The sequence below is a fragment of the Bacillus mesophilum genome, from assembly GCF_008923265.1.
Classification (GTDB): Bacteria; Bacillota; Bacilli; order Bacillales; family Cytobacillaceae; genus Cytobacillus; species Cytobacillus mesophilum.
Window position 1 is genome coordinate 947,437 of the sequence record NZ_WBOT01000001.1, and the last position, 17,198, is coordinate 964,634.

Below are 17,198 nucleotides of genomic sequence, written 5' to 3' on the forward strand. Positions count from 1 at the left end.
CAGCTTGGTTATATTGGAAGATAAAAAAGAGTTATCATCCTATTTATTTTTACAGCAAATTATTTCTATATTATAATTCTCTTAAAATGTAAAAGGAAATGGGGATCATCGCTTAATATGCATAAAAAAATTATCTTAACAGGTTTTATGGGTTCTGGTAAAACAACTGTGGGACAAATAATTGCCAAAGAGCTAAAAGTTCCTTTTATCGATGTCGATGAAGAAATAGAAAAATGGTATGATCTAAAAACGACTGAGATTTTTAAGCATTACGGAGAGCAGGAATTCCGCCGTACTGAACTTGATCAAGTAAAAAGAATTTGCAGCAATAAAGAAATTCAGGTCGTTTCATTAGGTGGAGGTGCCTTTTTGCAGGAAGAAATCAGAAATACCTGCATGGAAAATGGAACTGTCTTTTACCTTTCCGTTTCTTGGGATGTTTGGAAGCAGAGACTGGATTCTTTAGTGCCTTCAAGACCACTGCTGCAGGGAAAAACAGAAAAGGAAATTCACCGTATTTTCACAGACCGGCAAAAAATATATAACACCTTTCATTTTAAAATAGAGGCAGACAATGGAGCAGAACAAACAGCAAAAGAGATCCTTCAAGAAGTGTAATCTGCTGAAAATAAAAAGGAGATCGTTCGAAAAACGATTCTCCTTTTTTCTTATAAATCTAAAAACCTCAATAAATCTCCATTTAAAATTTCATCTGACATATTTAGCTCATCTCTTACCTTTTCTAAATTAGAATTACATGCACCTTCTTCGGCTTCTTCGCCGCTATTTTTTTCATAGCAGACATTATTGATATAAATATGCTGATCAGACACAAAAGATCCATCACGGAAAATGACCGGCTGATCATGATCACGCGTCATTAAATTCTGGCCGAATGAAGGTGTGTCAACATTCGCAATACCTAATAGCGATAGCAAAGTCGGACGGATATCGATCTCCCCGCCAATATTTGAAAACACCTTACCTTCTTGGCCCGGCACATGGATAATAACCGGTACTTTTTGCAGTTCAACATGGTGGACAGGTGACGGCTTTAGATCAAGCAATTCTAATACGCCATCTTCATATTTTTCAGATATCCCATAATGATCGCCATATAATACAAATACTGTATTCTCATATAAACCTAATTCTTTGAACTTATCAAACAGCCTTCTGATCGCTTCATCCTGATAGCGCACCGTTGTCACATAGCGGTTGACAACATCTTGTGAAGTTGCTGCTTCAGATATTAATTGATCTTCTTCATCAAGCAAAAATGGAAAATGATTGGTTAATGTGATCAGTCTAGTATAAAACGGTTGAGGCAGTTCAGAAATATATTCAACACTTTGTTCAAAAAAAGGAATATCCTTCAAGCCATAATTAACTGAATTCTCTTCATTCACTTCATAATCCACTTTAGAGAAAAAGCGATCATATCCGAGTTCATTATATATATTTTCGCGGTTCCAAAAATCAGCATCATTTCCATGCAGTACGGCACTGTAATACCCACCATTTTCTTTTAAGATTTTAGGCAGTGCATTAAACACATTTGACGGTTTTCTTACAAAAACAGAACCGCTTGATAATGGATACAAGGATGTATCCACCATGAATTCAGAATCAGATGTTTTGCCTTGTGCCGTTTGGTCATAGATTGAACTGAAATAGTAACTTTCATTTATTAGTTCATTCAGAAAAGGAGTAATTTCTTCGCCATTTACTTTTTGATTAATAACAAAATTCTGTGTAGATTCCATGCTAATTAATACAACATTCTTTCCCTCGGCTATGCCTTGCACACTGGTTTCTTCATCTTCTTTTGCATCTGTATAATTTACTGCAGCGATTGTATCTGTTTCAGTTGCAAGAACTTTTTTTAATGGTGAAAAAGCAGCATACGATATATCAAATAGATGATAATTATAAGGTCCGATCGATTTTACCATCTGTTCGCGATCATATGCTGTTGAAAAAAGATACGGTGATTTTAACAGAGCCAATCCCGCAGTAACAACAAATAATATAGTTCCTGCTAATACGAACTTTTTTATAAAGAGCCGTTGGATGGAATCGGTATTCTTCATTTTAATCGCCAAGAGGATGATGACAGCCAGGTCAGCAAATAAAAAGAGATCCCAAAAACTCATTAGTTCAAGTGTACTTGGTCCGAGGCCGCCTACATTTTTAAACTGAAATAGAATAGGGACTGTCACAAAATCAGTATAAAATCGGTAATACAGCAAATCACCATATAATAGCCCCGTTATAATGATATTAATAGCAATAAATATCGCCTTATTAAATCTCTTTCTAAAAAGGAGACAAACTGACAATATTAAAACTAAGGATCCGATTGGGTTCAATAAAATTAATAGAATATCTGCCGCTGATTGAATATGAAAGTTAAAACCAATCAGTGATACAATCACCGTTTTCAGCCATAAAACGATAAGAGCAAAGAGTACTAACTTCTGAGGATTAACCATTAAACGTAACTTCTCATTTATTTTCATCCTATCTCATGCCTTACCGAAGTGATAAAAAAATATTCCTGGATCAATGATTTTATTGCTCTTAACGCATAAGTACGATTATGTTTTCCCATTACAGCTACCTGAATCCAATTCCTTTCAAGTAAATATTTACTCTCATAACTAACCAATATCATTTTCTTTTTCAGTCGATCTCCGAATACTTGTGAAGATATCCCCGCCGGAATCTCTATAGTGATTACATGTGGCGAATATTCCCCATCTCCCAGCACTGGCAGTCCCGATTGTATCAATTTATCTTTTATTTCATTTCCAAGCAAAGTATTTTCAGAGCCTGTATGATGATGTAAGGCTGTTTCAAGTGCAAATAACAAGTTAGAAGAATGTGTAAATGGCACACTATCAGACATAGCATATAATCCTAAATCTAAATAACGGGGAATGGAAGCGTCTGGACGAATGTTTTCTCTATGTAAAATAATACCTAATCCCGGATATGAACCTAATCCCTTACCGCTTACGGCCGTAGCAAGATATATGTCCTCCAAGTTTACCGGAATGGTTCCAACACTACTGCAGCTATCAACACATAACTCTGTTCCAGCCTTTCTGCACAATTCTTGAATGGCATTTATATCATATAAATATCCTGTCGATGTTTCACAGTGAACGGTCCATACCCAACTAATTTCACTATTCGATTTTAACTTTTCTTCGATTTCTCTAAGATCAATATTTGCATTCCATTCTTTTTTAATGGTTTCAAAAGTCAGCCCCATTCTGCTTGCATGCTCGATCAAACGATAGCCAAATTCTCCATTTGCCAATATTAATCCTGTACCAGGCAACCTTCTTAGCTGAGCGGCAACAATATCATTCGCAAGTGTGCCTGTTCCAACTACAATCTCAGCATGATTAGCATTCGTTAGTTGACACATCGTTCTGCTTACACGAGGAATGACGTCCATAAATTCACGATCTCGGTGTGAAAGCGGGATTCTATTCAAATTGGCAGTAACTTCCTCATGCATTGGGACTGGTCCAGGCAGAAATGTATATGGTTCAGAGTTTTTCTTTTTCATAAGCTCTTTAAATGCCAATGTATGCTGCTCAAAACGCTCCTTCGTCAGATACATTGGCTGAAAACGTGCATCTGACTCCCCAACTTCTGGACCAAAACTAGTAAAACCGATCCGTTTATAGAGCTTTGTTTGTCTAAGAGTACCTGAAATAAGAGCAAGATTATAATTATTTTCTAAGCAATAACTCACTAGCAATTCACAAAGCTGAAAAAATACGAATGTGCTTCGGTATTTTTCTTTTACTGAAAGCAATCTGATTTCACAGGGTCTTGCTTCTTTTGGCAAATATGAATCAATATCTGGAAGCTTAAGATCAAGAGAAAAAGGCCGATTTGCACGAACAGCAATCATCCCTACCACTTCAGCTCCGTCTTTTGCGATAATATATGTATTTTCTTCATCAAATTTATCAATTAATCTTTTCTCTGTATTCTCATGGTGCTGCGGTATTTCTTCAACAAATGTCTGGTAATTCAACTCATATATTTGTTTGAATTCATCTGCCTCTGCAGCTACCTTATAAATGAGTGAGATGTCTTTCATGGTTATCCTCCTACGTTTGAAGCTACTAATGGTGTTTCGCTGCCAAGTCTATATCCTTTCTCAGCTGAAATTACTATATGAAAATACTCAATAGTTATACATTTTTCATATATATGAATATACTATTATATAAAAACAATAGCAATATCTGTAAAACTCCAACTTTGTAAACCCTCTCTTTTCCTTTTAATCCACTAATTCCCTTCGCCGGTTTCTCAACTATGATAATAGGGCAGATTCTATCTATTATAATAAACGAATGGAAGTGTATAAAAGTTTCAAAATACACTTTTTTTCACCAATTTATCTTACATTATTATTAACGAACTACCCATAAACAAATAGAAAGCAAACCAAATACGGGAGAAAGATACTAAAAAGAGGACGGGACAAAACGAAATTAATATTTCTAAAACACGAATATTCAATATCTTGGTTTCGGTATCTAATCAAGACCGCTCCATTGCGCTGCGGACCCTCGCTTTCCGCGGGGAGCAAGCTGAGCCTCCTCGTCACTTCGTTCCTGCTGGGTCTCACCCTTTGCTCTGCAGCCCGCAGGAGTCGAGGGCCCTCCGCTCCATTTCACTCATGTAAAAAAATATATTTTATAATTATAAATAAAAAACCGAATGATTAGAAAGATGACCTTCCTAACCATTCGGTTCAATAGGTGTGTTAAATACTTATGTCCCACCCTCTTACATTTTTTAGTTCACGGCTGTTGCTTTTTTAGAAGTATTATATGCAGGTATCGACCAGCCAAATGGATCAGGGACGGTCCCCTTTTGAATACCTGTTAAAGTTTCATATAGTTGCTTGGCAATTTTTCCAGTTTTATGATCATTGAGAACAATCTTTTCGTCCTGCCAGAAGAATTCACCGATTGGTGAAATGACTGCTGCTGTCCCTGTCCCGAATGCCTCTTCCAGTTTGCCTTGCTTGTGGGCTTCAAAAATCTCATCAATTGATACTTTTCTTTCTGTCAGCGGCAAATTCCAATGCTTAATAAGCTTGATTACTGAATTTCTAGTGATTCCTTCTAAAATGCTTCCGTTTAATTCAGGGGTTACAATCTCACCGTCTATCTTAAAGAAAACGTTCATGCTTCCTACTTCTTCAATGTATTTATGCTCATTGCCATCAAGCCAAAGGACTTGGGAATACCCTAATCCTTCTGCTGATTCTTGGGCTTTAAGGCTTGCAGCATAATTCCCGCCTGTTTTCGCATTACCCGTTCCACCCTTTACAGCACGAACAAACTCACTTTGTACAGCAATTTTAACTGGATTGATACCTTCCTTATAGTATGCGCCTACCGGAGACATAATGATATAAAATTGATATGCTTTCGAAGGAGCAACTCCAAGGAATGGTTCTGTTGAAATGATGAATGGACGAATATACAATGAAGTTCCCTCACCATTTGGCACCCATTCATGATCAATCTGTATTAATCTTTTCAGGGCTTCCACTGCAAATTCTTCATCTATCTGGGGAATACAGAGCCTGTTATTGGAACGATTCAGCCTTTTCATATTTTCTGACGGTCTGAACAGCAGCACATCTCCATCTGTATTCAAATAAGCTTTTAAACCTTCAAAAACACTTTGACCATAATGGAAAACCATTGCTGATGGATCGAGCTGCAGCGGCTGATAAGGAATAATTCGGGCATCATGCCAGCCTAGACCTTCCTTATAATCCATTACAAACATGTGGTCTGTAAAATTCCTTCCAAATTGCAGCTTATCAAATGGTGGTTTCTCTTTACTTTTCGATGTTAAATGAACCTTGATTTGATCATAATCATTCATCAGCACTCAGTCTCCCTGTTTTGGAATAATTGTTTTCTTACAATGATTTTACTTTAACGCATAAAAGCATTTAATAAATAAAGCATATTGATTTTTTAAAATATTATGAACCTACTTTTCACAAAAGTCAACAGCGTATTTAGTTAATTTTTTTTGTTTTAATGAGAGTTCTACAAAGAGTGATAGGGTTTGAGGTACAATTAGCGGTTAAGTATCTAGATCCATTGAAAAGTTTGTTGTTCCTATTACCTGCTCTATAAATCAGCAAATAGCAGCTGAACAAAAAAATGACTGATTAGAAGATCATATCCTAACCAGTCAGTTCTATTGTTATGTTAATTACTTTATAAACCTATTTAAACCAGCCTTTTTTCTTTGATTGCGTGATTGCCTCAATTCGGTTGGTCACTTCTAATTTTTCCATAATGGCAGAAATATAATTTCTGACTGTTCCAGTTTTAATATTCAGGTTGCTGGCAATCTCTTTTGTGTTTTTTCCCTCTGCAATCAGCTCAAGCACATCTTTTTCTCGATCTGTGAGCGGATTTTCCTCACTATAAAGATCTTCCATTAATTCTGGAGCATATAAACGTTTGCCGGCTATAACGCTCCGGATTGAGTCTGCCAGTTCTTCGCTTGGACTATCTTTTAATAAATAGCCGCCGACTCCAGCTTTTAATGCCCTCTGAAAATAACCTGTGCGAGCAAAGGTCGTTAAGATGATGACCTTACAACCTAAGTCTCTAATTTCCTCTGCCGCTTCTAATCCATTTTTTTCAGGCATTTCTATATCCATGATGCACACATCCGGTTTTAGTTTATGAACGAGGGAGACTGCTTCAGCACCATTGTTTGCCTTGCCGACCACTTCCATATCTTCCTCTAAACTTAACAGTGATCCTAGCGCACCGAGCATCATGCGCTGGTCTTCTGCAATGACTATGGTAATCATATTCCTTTTCCCTCCTGTTCAACTGCCCGTAAAACGGTTGGTACACTCATGGTCACCGTTGTGCCAGCATTGGAGTGGATGTCAAGCGTACCATTTACAAAATCAAGTCTTTCTTTCATGCCAATCAGTCCATTGCCTTTTGTTTCATGTTCAGTTGGATCAAAACCAACCCCATTGTCTTCCACAATAATTCTTATGTCCTTTTCGGTTTGTATAATCTTAATTTTACAATAACTAGCTTTGCTGTGCTTGACTACATTCGTCACCGCTTCTTTTAAACACATGCTTAGTATATTTTCAATAAACAGTGAAACATTGACGACCTTAAGCGTGTCGCTTCCAATGTATTCAATCTCAGCTGCTTTTAATAATTGTTTAACGCTTACCAGCTCTTCTTTTAACCTGATGCCTCGCATTTGCGAAACCATTTTCCGCACTTCATTTAATGCTGTTCTTGCTGTCTGCTGCACATCCTTAAGCTCATCACGGGCCTGCTCAGGATTTTTATAGATCAGTCTGCGTGCTAGATCGCTCTTTAATCCAATGAGAGATAGTTTCTGTCCTAGAGTATCATGGAGATCTCGGGCAATGCGCTGCCGTTCTTCCTGCTTGACCAAATCTGAAATTCTTTTATTCGCATATGCAAGCTCTCGTTCAAGTTTTTCTTGTTTATGCTTATTAGAAATCGTGAATGGAAGCAGAATAACACTTATCCATATGATGATGATAAATGGAAGTTGAGTTAAAAAGAGCTGTTCACCAATCACGATATTAAAATTTATAGCAGCTGTTGTCACAACCAGATGTGCAACATAAATGGTATAGAATGCAACCTTGTTCTTTATATTTCCATTATAGCTGGCAATAAAAATAGCAAAATAAATATAATGAAATAAAATGGCCATTGTCATTGAGATCGCGATTAAAATAGAGGACCATAAATACACCGGCCATCGGTCAGAAATAAAGGCAAATCGATACACAATAAAAAAAGTAATCGTTAATAAAATTCCCACTGCGATTTCATATGTTGATGAAGATTGGAAAATAAAATAAAAAGGAAGAATGCTTAATAGAATCCAAATGTATGGAGAGATTCCTGGATTTTTTAAAAATGCAATATACTTTTTAGCCATAATATCCCTCAAATTTACTGATAATGTCTGTCTTTGATTTCTGCAAGAGAATAGAAATTTAGAAACTTAAACAACTAAACGTGATGCAGCTGCTGCATTGTTTCAATGGATAAAATAGAACTCCTTTGCAAAAAAACAAAGGAGTTTTTACTTTTATGCTTTATCTGTTACAACTGTATTGCTTTTTTGAATATATTTTTTCACCGCTTTATAACCAACAAAGTTTTTATTTTCTTCGTCCCATAGTTTAAAACGAAGAGATTCCAAACTTTTGGCAAGCGTAATGGTTGGAGCATGCTGTAGTGCCTCAGATTCATTATGCGCCTCTTCTAAAAGGTAATTGGGCACTCTTGGACTCAAATGATGCACATGATGGAAACCAATGTTTCCAGTCAGCCATTGCAGTATTTTCGGCAGTTTATAATAGGAACTTCCTTCAACGGCCGCCTTCACATACTCCCACTCCGAATCTACTTCAAAATATGATTGTTCAAATGTATGTTGAATATAGAATAACCAGATCCCTGCAGATCCTGAGAGAAGAAAGATTGGCAGCTGAACCAGAAGAAAAGCTTCCCAGCCGATTAACCAGCATAATCCGCTATATAGAGCTACAATTGAAATATTCGTTATATACGTGTTAAGTCGCTCTTTCCATTTTGCATCCTTACGGTTAAAGCGATTGATAATTAAAAATTGATAAATAGGTCCTAATCCAAACATAATGAACGGATTACGATATAGCCTGTACCCTATCTTTGTCCAGAATGGAGCATCTATATATTCTTGAACTGTTAGAACCCAAATGTCTCCAGTTCCGCGCTTATCAAGGTTGCTGCTAGTCGCATGGTGGATAGAGTGATCACGCTGCCACTGGGTAAACGGGAATAGTGTTATAACACCGGCAATGGTACCAATAATTTTATTAGCTTTTCTGCTTTTAAAAAACGAATTGTGACAGCAATCATGGAAGATAATGAAAATCCGTACTAAAAATCCTGATGCAATGACAGATAGAGCCAAAGTCAGAAGGTATGATACCTCTAAACTTAAATAGGCTGCATACCATAATGCAAAAAAAGGAACTAAAGTGTTAAATAATTGTCTAATGCTTGCGTTTCTATTTGCCTTTTCAAATGGCGCCATTTCTTTTTTCAAGCTAGTGAGCAGCTGTTTTGTCATGAATTCATTTCCTTTCATGTCTTTATATATCTATCATAAGAAAACGATATCAATCCGAAAAGACATAGCTGTCATACACGTAACATGATAAATGTCATGGTCACCTGTTATTTTCTAAATCAACAACCATTTTGAATAGAAATTGATAGCTATGTGAAAGTACTTCCTCAATCGTCATATCTTCCGAGAATCCATTGAGATAGCTAATCGGCAAATTGATATCCCATAATCCATCATTTCCATTAAAAAGAATTGAATACTTTGCTTCAAGAGGGAATTTTTCAGATAGAATTTTTCGAAGCTGATCGCCATACTTTTTTTGCTTTTTCAGACCAAATATAATGTCATATGTATGAAAGACATCGTTTTTTTCAAGTATTATTCCTTCAATTTCTATATTTTCAAACCACTTTGATGCCAAATATAAAAATTCCTGCTGATTTGATCGTAAATAAGAGATCTTTTCTTGTAAAAAAGATGTTGTTTCTTCACCTAAGAATTCTTCTGTTTCTTTGTTTCCTCGTTCAATGTACAGATCAGTCCATCTTAGCTGTGATGGCATTACCTCATTGATTTCTTCTGGTGATATCAGGCTGTTTGTGATTGCATACTCTTTTTCCTCATTAAATAGCTTGATTGGTTTTTGTTCTAAAAGTTTCTTTATTTCTGCAGTAAGCATTTTTGCACCTCTTCTATCATTATTTTCTATGTTTTCCATGTCTTTTCTTCGAATGATGTTCTCTGGCTTGTTGCGGCTGTTTTGGTTCTATTGTTCTCTTGGAGAGTCTGGCAGATAAATCATTTTCAATCAGTTCAAGTTTGGACATTTCCGCTCTAGTATATAATGTGATCGCCAATCCTCTCATGCCAGCTCTTCCAGTCCTGCCAATACGGTGAATATAGCTGTCTGTATCAAGTGGAATGTCATAATTAAACACATGAGTGACACCTTCCACATCGAGTCCGCGGGCTGCGACATCTGTTGCTATTAGAAATTGAAACTCATTCTCTCGGAACGCTCTCATCGTTTCTTCACGCTTTGCCTGGGAAAGACCGCCGTGCAGCTCGGCACATGAAAATCCTTTTTCCATTAAAGATTGATATAATTTCGTCACTCTCCTTTTGGTTCTGCAAAAAATAATCGCTAAGTATGGACGATGTGTACGCAAAATATCAATCAGCGTTTGCTGTTTGGCACGATCAGTTGTATAGTAGGCAAGCTGTTTGATATGTTCAGCTTTCTTATATAATTTTTTCGTTTCGATAACCCGCGGATCATTCATATATGATGCAGAAAGCTTTTTGATATCTTCAGGCATTGTAGCAGAAAAAAGCAGCGTTTGTCGCTGAGCTGTACACGCAGAGATGATTTTTTCAACTTCATTAAGAAAACCAATATGGAGCATTTGATCTGCTTCGTCAAGTACCAGCATCGATACCTGTGATAAATCAATACTGCCTCTATTCATATGGTCAATGATCCTGCCAGGCGTTCCAACAGCAATATGGACTGATCTGCTGAGAGATGACAGCTGCTTTTCAACATCCTGCCCGCCATAGACCGCCAGTACATTGAGATCATCCTTAACATGAACCAATTTTTCCAGTTCATCAGTTACTTGAAGAGCAAGCTCACGAGTGGGTGTAACGATTAAGGCTTGAATGATATTTAAGGTCGGATCCACATGCTCTAAAATAGGCAATATGAACGCAAATGTTTTCCCTGTTCCTGTCTGTGCTAATGCAACAAGATCGTTTCCTGCAATGATTAGTGGAATCGCTTTGTTTTGAATATCTGTCGGATGAATAAATCCAGCCTGTTCAACAGCTGCTGCAAGAGAAGGAGATAATCCTAGTTGATTAAAATTCGGCAAACAAACTTCCTACTTTCTTCTATGTATTCGTTACATATCATGCTTGTAAATACAAAAAAATGCAAGTGTACAAATGAATGATGGAGAATTGCTTTGATATATATTAAAAAAAGACTGCATATATTATGCAGTCTTCAAGCATTGCTTAGTTTTCGTCTTTACCAGGAAGCTCACATTCATCGCCAGAGCAGCTTTCTGACTTCGTTTCAAAGTCAAACGTTTTGAGAACCGGCGTTTCATTTTCTTCTTCCCATACTTTTTTAAGGGCACCTTCAAAGGTCTCCTGTGGCTGCGCACCAGAAATAGCGTATTTATTATTGATAATAAAGAAAGGAACACCAGTGATCTGATATTGCTGTGCCAGTGCTTCATCTATTCTCACATCGTTGGCAAATTTAGTTTCATCTGCCAGCACTTCTTTTGCTTCATCTCTGGATAGCCCTGCTTCTTCCGCCACTTGTTTAAGTGTTTCATGATCACTTAAGTTTTTGGACTCTGTAAAATACGCAGCAAGCAGCTTTTCCGTTACAGCAGCTTCTTTGCCTTTTTCACCTGCAAATTTTGCCAGACGGTGAGCATCAAAAGTATTTGTCGGTTTCATTTCATCAAAAACAAATGTTAAACCTTCTGCAGCAGCCTGCTGTTTTAGCCCTTCATTTGTCTGCTTTGCCTGCTGTACGGACATGCCATATTTAGCAGCCAGCATTTCATGTATGCTCTCACCATTATTTGTTTTCGCATTTGGATCTAATTCAAAGCTTTTAAATTCTACTTCGACCTGCTCACTATGTTCAAATGCAGCTATGGCCTTTTCTAATCTTCTTTTTCCTATATAACAGAATGGGCATACAAAATCTGACCATACTTGAATTTTCATTAATAATCATCCTCTCTTGCCATCATCATAGCATATTGTTTAACAGTGACGCTGAATTGATGCTCAACATGCAGGAAATGACTAGGCTACAAAAAGCAGAACATGACCCTCACAGAAAAAAGTGACAAACTTTTTTGTATTCAGCAATATACTGTAACAAGCAAAGACATGATTGTACTGGACGGCCAAAACAAAAAATGTGTGGTGATTGGATGGAAACCGAACAGGAAAACTGCTTTGTGTTTCAAAATCTGCAAGAGACTGCGATGTCATTTGATGATGTATTTAGTAAAATTATCTCCTTTATGAGACTTGATCCGCGCTCCACTTTTCGCCTGATGGTTGGAACTGATTCACAAGTCCATCCTGATAAAACCTTGTTTATTACGGGAATTGTCATCCAAAGAGAAGGAAAAGGGGCATGGGCATGCATTAAAAAAATGAGTTTAAAACGAAAAATGCATTCACTTCATGAACGAATTTCTTATGAAACTGCCCTGACCGAAGAAGTTGTGTCCTTATTTACCAATGAGAAAAAAATACAATTGGCGGACATTGTGCTCCCTTTTATTTATAGCGGTGCATCTTTCGTAATGGAAGGGCATCTTGATATTGGAGCTGGCAAGCGGAACAAAACGAGAGAATATGTACAGGAAATGGTTGCAAGAATTCAATCAGCAGGCTTTGAACCCGTCATAAAGCCCGATGCTTTTGTTGCATCGAGCTACGCAAATAAGTATACAAAATAAATCGTACATGGAGCAGGCTGATAAAGCCTGTTTTATTCTATTTAAATAAATTCTTGGCGTCTAACTTAATTTCTTTGTATTGGTGTTAATGGCTGTTCTGCCTTTTCAGCAACCGCTTCAGTCAGTTCCTTTGTGATTTCCGGCAAGGAGGATTTCATAATGGAATTAGCCATTTTCGCCATCATTCCTTCAGCTGTTAAGTCCAAAAATCCGGTCATTTCGACTTTCTTTCCTTCCGTTTTTTGTGCAGAGAAATATCCGCTTCCTGATAATTTTTCGTTAATACCAGTAAGTTGGAAAGCTACTTTGTGTGGCTCTGACCATTCTGTAATATCTACCTGTAATTCAATTTTCTTTTTCATAACGCCAATATCTGTGTAAAAACTCCATAATGATTGATTGTCATTGACCTTTCGGTGACTAATATATCCTGGAACAAGCGGGGCCCAATTGTCCATTACATGAACAAAATTCCATAATTGCTGAATTGGCAGGTCAACTTCTACTGTATGACTGTAATTTGGCATAGAAGACGCTCCTTTTTTTGAAGTTAAAACTAGCTCATTATCATGTTTATACTGTGCTAGACCAATTCATGCCAATATAATGGCACATAGCAAAAATCCTTCCGTCCAAGAGCCTTCAAGGATTGAAATAGGCCTTTAAACAAATAATAAACATGAGATATAGAGAAAAAGGAGTGAATTCAGTGAAAGCTGTCACATACCAAGGACCAAATACAATATCAGTTGATCATGTGGAAGATCCTGCTATCACCAAAAAGGATGACATTATTGTAAAAATTACAACAACAGCCATTTGCGGATCAGATTTGCATCTGTATCAAGGAAACTTCCCTTTGCCGCCAGGATACATTATTGGACATGAGCCGATGGGCATTGTAGAAGAAGTAGGACCTGAAGTGACAAAGGTCAAAAAAGGAGATCGAGTTGTTGTTCCATTCAATGTTTCCTGCGGAGTATGTCAATATTGCAAAAGTGATGAAACCAGCCAATGTGACAATTCTAATCCACACTATGATTCAGGCGGCTATTTCGGCTATTCAGAAAAATTTGGTGATCACCCAGGAGGGCAAGCGGAATACTTAAAGGTTCCTTTTGGCAACTTTACTCCATTTAAAATCCCTGAATCGTGTGAGCTTGAAGATGAATCGCTTGTATTCTTATCAGATGTTATCCCAACCGCTTATTGGAGTGTCAAGAATGCTGGTGTTAAAAAGGGTGATTCTGTCATAATATTAGGAAGCGGGCCAATCGGCTTAATGGCGCAAAAGTTTGCTTGGCTTGAAGGAGCTTCACGGGTAATCGCCGTTGACCATTTACCATACCGCCTTCACCATGCTGCAGCAACGAATAAAGTTGAAACATTTGATTTTACCGATTATCCAGATATGGGAGAACATTTAAAAGAAATCACAAAAGGCGGAGCAGATATCGTCATTGATTGTGTTGGTATGGATGGAAAAAAATCACCGCTGGAATATATTGAACAAAAAATGAAACTTCAGGGCGGGACACTTGGTCCTATTCAAATTGCAACAAAAGCCGTCCGAAAGTCAGGTGTTGTTCAATTGACAGGTGTGTATGGAGGAAATTACAATCTGTTTCCGCTTGGAGCTTTTTTTTCGAGAAACGTTACATTAAAGATGGGACAAGCTCCAGTTATACCGATTATGCCTGAATTGTATAAGCAGATTACTGATGGATTGTTTGATCCTACTGAAATAATTACACATAAGATTGCATTAGATGATGCTCCTAAAGGCTACAAGGTGTTTAATAATCATGAAGATGATTGTATTAAAGTTGTTTTGAAACCCTAATAAACAAAGACGCAATACATTCACATAACAGGTGTGTATGGATTGCGTCATTTTTGTATGCAGTTGTTTTTACCTTTTATAATATCGTTGTCGATATGGGCGAGTTTGATGGCAATCATCACAGATTTGAAAATCATGTTCCCAAGGAAGCTGTTTGCCGCACCGTTTACATTTTTTCGTTAAGTTGCGAACATCTGAATTTAGCTTGTCATGAACATGCTGGCTGATTTCTTCCCTTACCCGTTCCCAGTACAGTGCTTCCGTTCTTTGATCAAGCCTGTACAAAAATAACAAATGAAGCCCAATTGCTTTATAGCTCAGCTCTAGCTCTTCTAAGTTCTTATTTTTCAAACGCGGCTCTGGCATCTCAGAGCCATCAACAATCGCATACATCGTTTCTTCCCAAAGTCTGATTAAGTCTGTCTCTTTTTTTGAAAAAGGCAGATGTAAAAAACCATATAGATCTGTTAAAGGCAGTTTTGCCTCAATCTCGGTACCGCGAACAATACTATATAGCTCTCGTTCTTCATGAAGTGCCGCTTTAACTGTACCGGCTGGACTTTCAAATTTATCCCATAGCTCAAAAAACAAGCCAAGATCGCGGGAGTATCTTTGAAAACGTTCGAAAACGCCCTGTGTAGGTGCGATTGCAAAGGAAAAAACCGGTTCATCCTTCATAAGCAGAAGCTGCCCCATTTCCTTCACGTCTCTGACAAAGCTGACCATTCCTTTATTGTATAAGCCCTTCCTTCCTGCTCTGCCGGCAATTTGCTTCACTTCCTGTGATGTAAGCTGCCTGCGCCTTGTGCCGTCAAATTTCTCATTTTCAAGGAAAACAACGCGGCGGATCGGCAAATTAAGTCCCATTCCAATGGCATCAGTTGAAACAATAACAGTTGTCTGGCCATTGACAAATTGCTGTACTTGCTTTTTTCGTGTTTCTGGCGGCATGCTTCCATAGATCATACTAACTGAATATCCTGCGTTCTGCAGTCTTGAAGCTGTCTCAAGTACTTTTCTGCGTGAAAAGCAAATGAGAGCATCCCCTTTTTTAACAAATTTAAACTGAAACTCTCTGTCTTCAACTTGCAGCGGCGTATCCCTGGTATACTCTTTCACAGTGACATCAGAATCTTCCAGCAGCTGAAGCAGCATCGGTTTTGCACTTTTACTGCCGATTATATGAACTTCTTTTGCATTCGCTTTTGTAATCGCTTTGTACCATGAAAAACCGCGATCCTTATCGGTAATCATTTGCGCCTCATCAATCACAATGATGTCATAATATTGTTTTTCATAATACATTTCAACGGTACAAGCCATATGGGCAGCATTGTTTACGATTTTTTCTTCTTCACCCGTTTTTAAAGAACATGGTGTACCATCTTGATTTAGCTTTTCAAACACCTCTAATGCTAAGAGGCGTAGCGGAGCTAAATAAATGCCACTCTCTTTCTTTTTCATCTCTTCTAACGCATGATATGTTTTTCCTGTATTTGTATCACCGATGTGGAGCGTAAATTTCACTGGCCGATCAACAGAAGGACTGTATTCTGCTCCAAATATATCAGAAAGCATTCTCTCTTCTTCTTCTTTCTTCCTTTTTCGCTCTGCTCGCTCCTCCTGTTCCCGCTTTTTACGCTCAGCGAGGTGTTCTTCATACAACTGATCATGAACAGACTCTTCATATGGAAGCTTCGCTAATACTAAAAGATTTTCTGCATACTCATCTTGAATGAATTCAATAAAATGCTCCGTCAATTCTCCAAACAAATAAGAAACCTTTTTCTTTAAAATACTGCCGGTAAGTGCTTTCTCATAAACGTTTTCGTATTGTTCAAAAATAGAATGCGGCATATTTTCTAACAGCATTACCTGCAATGCTTCTGATAAGAAGGAACGAATAGCTCGTTCATAAATATAAAAGTAGGTTTCATATTCAAAATACCATCTGCCTCTATACATGGTCTTATGGATATTGCCTGTAAGCTCTTCAAAGAAATCTCCCATTTTGCTGAACGGTTCGAATGAAAATGCTCCGATTTCTTCCAGCTGCTCTTCAAGTGCTGTTGTTTCAATTTTTCTATATCGAATCTTTGCTGATACATCATTTAAAAGCTGCTTTGCAATATGATATCTTAATTTCAGATAAAGAGATCTTTCATTTTGAATAATCAAACCTTCTGTTAAATTCTCAATCACTTCATGAAGTTTTTGCTTTTCCATCTCTTTATTGCGAACAGCCTGCTTTAACTTGAATTGATTTCGTGCGTGATTAAAACGCTCATTCCATTTATCATCCTGATGAGAGAATCCTTCTAACAGCCATTTTTCAGCATCAAATGGCCGGTAATCACTAATTTCTTTTTTAAATAGCTGATTGATCAGTTTTTTGTCAGCTGAAACCGTCTCAATGCCCTTGTCTTCTAAATACTGCCGTTTCTTATGTCTGGACATTTTATTGTGTGCCTTATTCACCCAGACATTTTTCCAAATTTGTTCAATATAAATTAAACGATCATGCATATATTCCTGAAAGGATGGCTGTACACTCCTGCTGCCTAGATAAGCATCCAAATCCTCTAAAATTTTCTCTTTTGTATGTTGAATTGCGTCCTTATGTATATAATCGAGAAACTCCATTT

General features: G+C 37.4%; 14 protein-coding genes. 3 read left to right on the forward strand and 11 right to left on the reverse strand.

What is annotated here, in order from left to right:
* Positions 1–117 precede the first annotated feature (117 nt).
* Positions 118–618, forward strand: coding sequence for a shikimate kinase (locus F7732_RS04645; protein WP_151572472.1), 501 nt, complete (start codon positions 118–120; stop codon positions 616–618).
* Between the two features lie 50 nt (positions 619–668).
* Here the strand turns inward: F7732_RS04645 and F7732_RS04650 are convergent, their stop codons facing one another.
* The 9 genes from F7732_RS04650 to F7732_RS04690 form a co-directional block, all read right to left on the reverse strand.
* Positions 669–2,495 (reverse strand): LTA synthase family protein, encoded by a 1,827-nt coding sequence (locus F7732_RS04650; RefSeq protein WP_151572474.1) that lies wholly within the window; start codon positions 2,493–2,495, stop codon positions 669–671.
* A gap of 23 nt (positions 2,496–2,518) precedes the next feature.
* Positions 2,519–4,126, reverse strand: a complete 1,608-nt coding sequence (locus F7732_RS04655) for an aminotransferase class V-fold PLP-dependent enzyme (RefSeq protein WP_151572476.1) — start codon at positions 4,124–4,126, stop codon at positions 2,519–2,521.
* A 707-nt stretch (positions 4,127–4,833) separates the two neighbouring features.
* On the reverse strand, positions 4,834–5,940 hold the full coding sequence (locus tag F7732_RS04660; RefSeq protein WP_151572478.1) for a branched-chain amino acid aminotransferase: 1,107 nt from the start codon (positions 5,938–5,940) through the stop codon (positions 4,834–4,836).
* Positions 5,941–6,292: 352 nt separating this feature from the next.
* Positions 6,293–6,892: a response regulator transcription factor gene (locus F7732_RS04665; protein ID WP_151572479.1), complete on the reverse strand. Its 600-nt coding sequence runs from the start codon at positions 6,890–6,892 to the stop codon at positions 6,293–6,295.
* Positions 6,889–8,028, reverse strand: a complete 1,140-nt coding sequence (locus F7732_RS04670; protein WP_151572480.1) for a sensor histidine kinase — start codon at positions 8,026–8,028, stop codon at positions 6,889–6,891. The genes F7732_RS04665 and F7732_RS04670 overlap by 4 nt, the downstream gene beginning before the upstream one ends.
* Positions 8,029–8,181: 153 nt before the next feature.
* A complete protein-coding gene (gene desA / locus F7732_RS04675; protein WP_151572482.1) occupies positions 8,182–9,210 on the reverse strand; it encodes a Delta(5) desaturase DesA in 1,029 nt (342 codons plus the stop codon).
* A 100-nt stretch (positions 9,211–9,310) separates the two neighbouring features.
* Positions 9,311–9,889, reverse strand: a complete 579-nt coding sequence (locus F7732_RS04680) for a branched-chain amino acid aminotransferase (protein ID WP_151572484.1) — start codon at positions 9,887–9,889, stop codon at positions 9,311–9,313.
* 19 nt (positions 9,890–9,908) lie between these two features.
* On the reverse strand, positions 9,909–11,084 hold the full coding sequence (locus F7732_RS04685) for a DEAD/DEAH box helicase (RefSeq protein WP_151572486.1): 1,176 nt from the start codon (positions 11,082–11,084) through the stop codon (positions 9,909–9,911).
* Between the two features lie 145 nt (positions 11,085–11,229).
* Positions 11,230–11,961 carry a DsbA family oxidoreductase gene (locus F7732_RS04690; RefSeq protein ID WP_151572488.1) on the reverse strand — a complete coding sequence of 244 codons (732 nt, stop codon included), beginning with the start codon at positions 11,959–11,961 and terminating at the stop codon, positions 11,230–11,232.
* Between the two features lie 212 nt (positions 11,962–12,173).
* Between F7732_RS04690 and F7732_RS04695 the strand changes: the two genes are divergently transcribed.
* Complete coding sequence (locus F7732_RS04695) at positions 12,174–12,710, forward strand: ribonuclease H-like YkuK family protein (RefSeq protein WP_151572490.1); 537 nt, start codon at positions 12,174–12,176, stop codon at positions 12,708–12,710.
* 65 nt (positions 12,711–12,775) lie between these two features.
* Here the strand turns inward: F7732_RS04695 and F7732_RS04700 are convergent, their stop codons facing one another.
* Positions 12,776–13,237 (reverse strand): SRPBCC family protein, encoded by a 462-nt coding sequence (locus F7732_RS04700; protein WP_151572492.1) that lies wholly within the window; start codon positions 13,235–13,237, stop codon positions 12,776–12,778.
* Between the two features lie 182 nt (positions 13,238–13,419).
* On the opposite strand from F7732_RS04700, the gene F7732_RS04705 reads away from it, so the two are divergent.
* Complete coding sequence (locus F7732_RS04705; protein WP_151572494.1) at positions 13,420–14,553, forward strand: zinc-dependent alcohol dehydrogenase; 1,134 nt, start codon at positions 13,420–13,422, stop codon at positions 14,551–14,553.
* 69 nt (positions 14,554–14,622) lie between these two features.
* Here the strand turns inward: F7732_RS04705 and F7732_RS04710 are convergent, their stop codons facing one another.
* Complete coding sequence (locus tag F7732_RS04710; RefSeq protein ID WP_151572496.1) at positions 14,623–17,196, reverse strand: helicase-related protein; 2,574 nt, start codon at positions 17,194–17,196, stop codon at positions 14,623–14,625.
* Positions 17,197–17,198 lie beyond the last annotated feature (2 nt).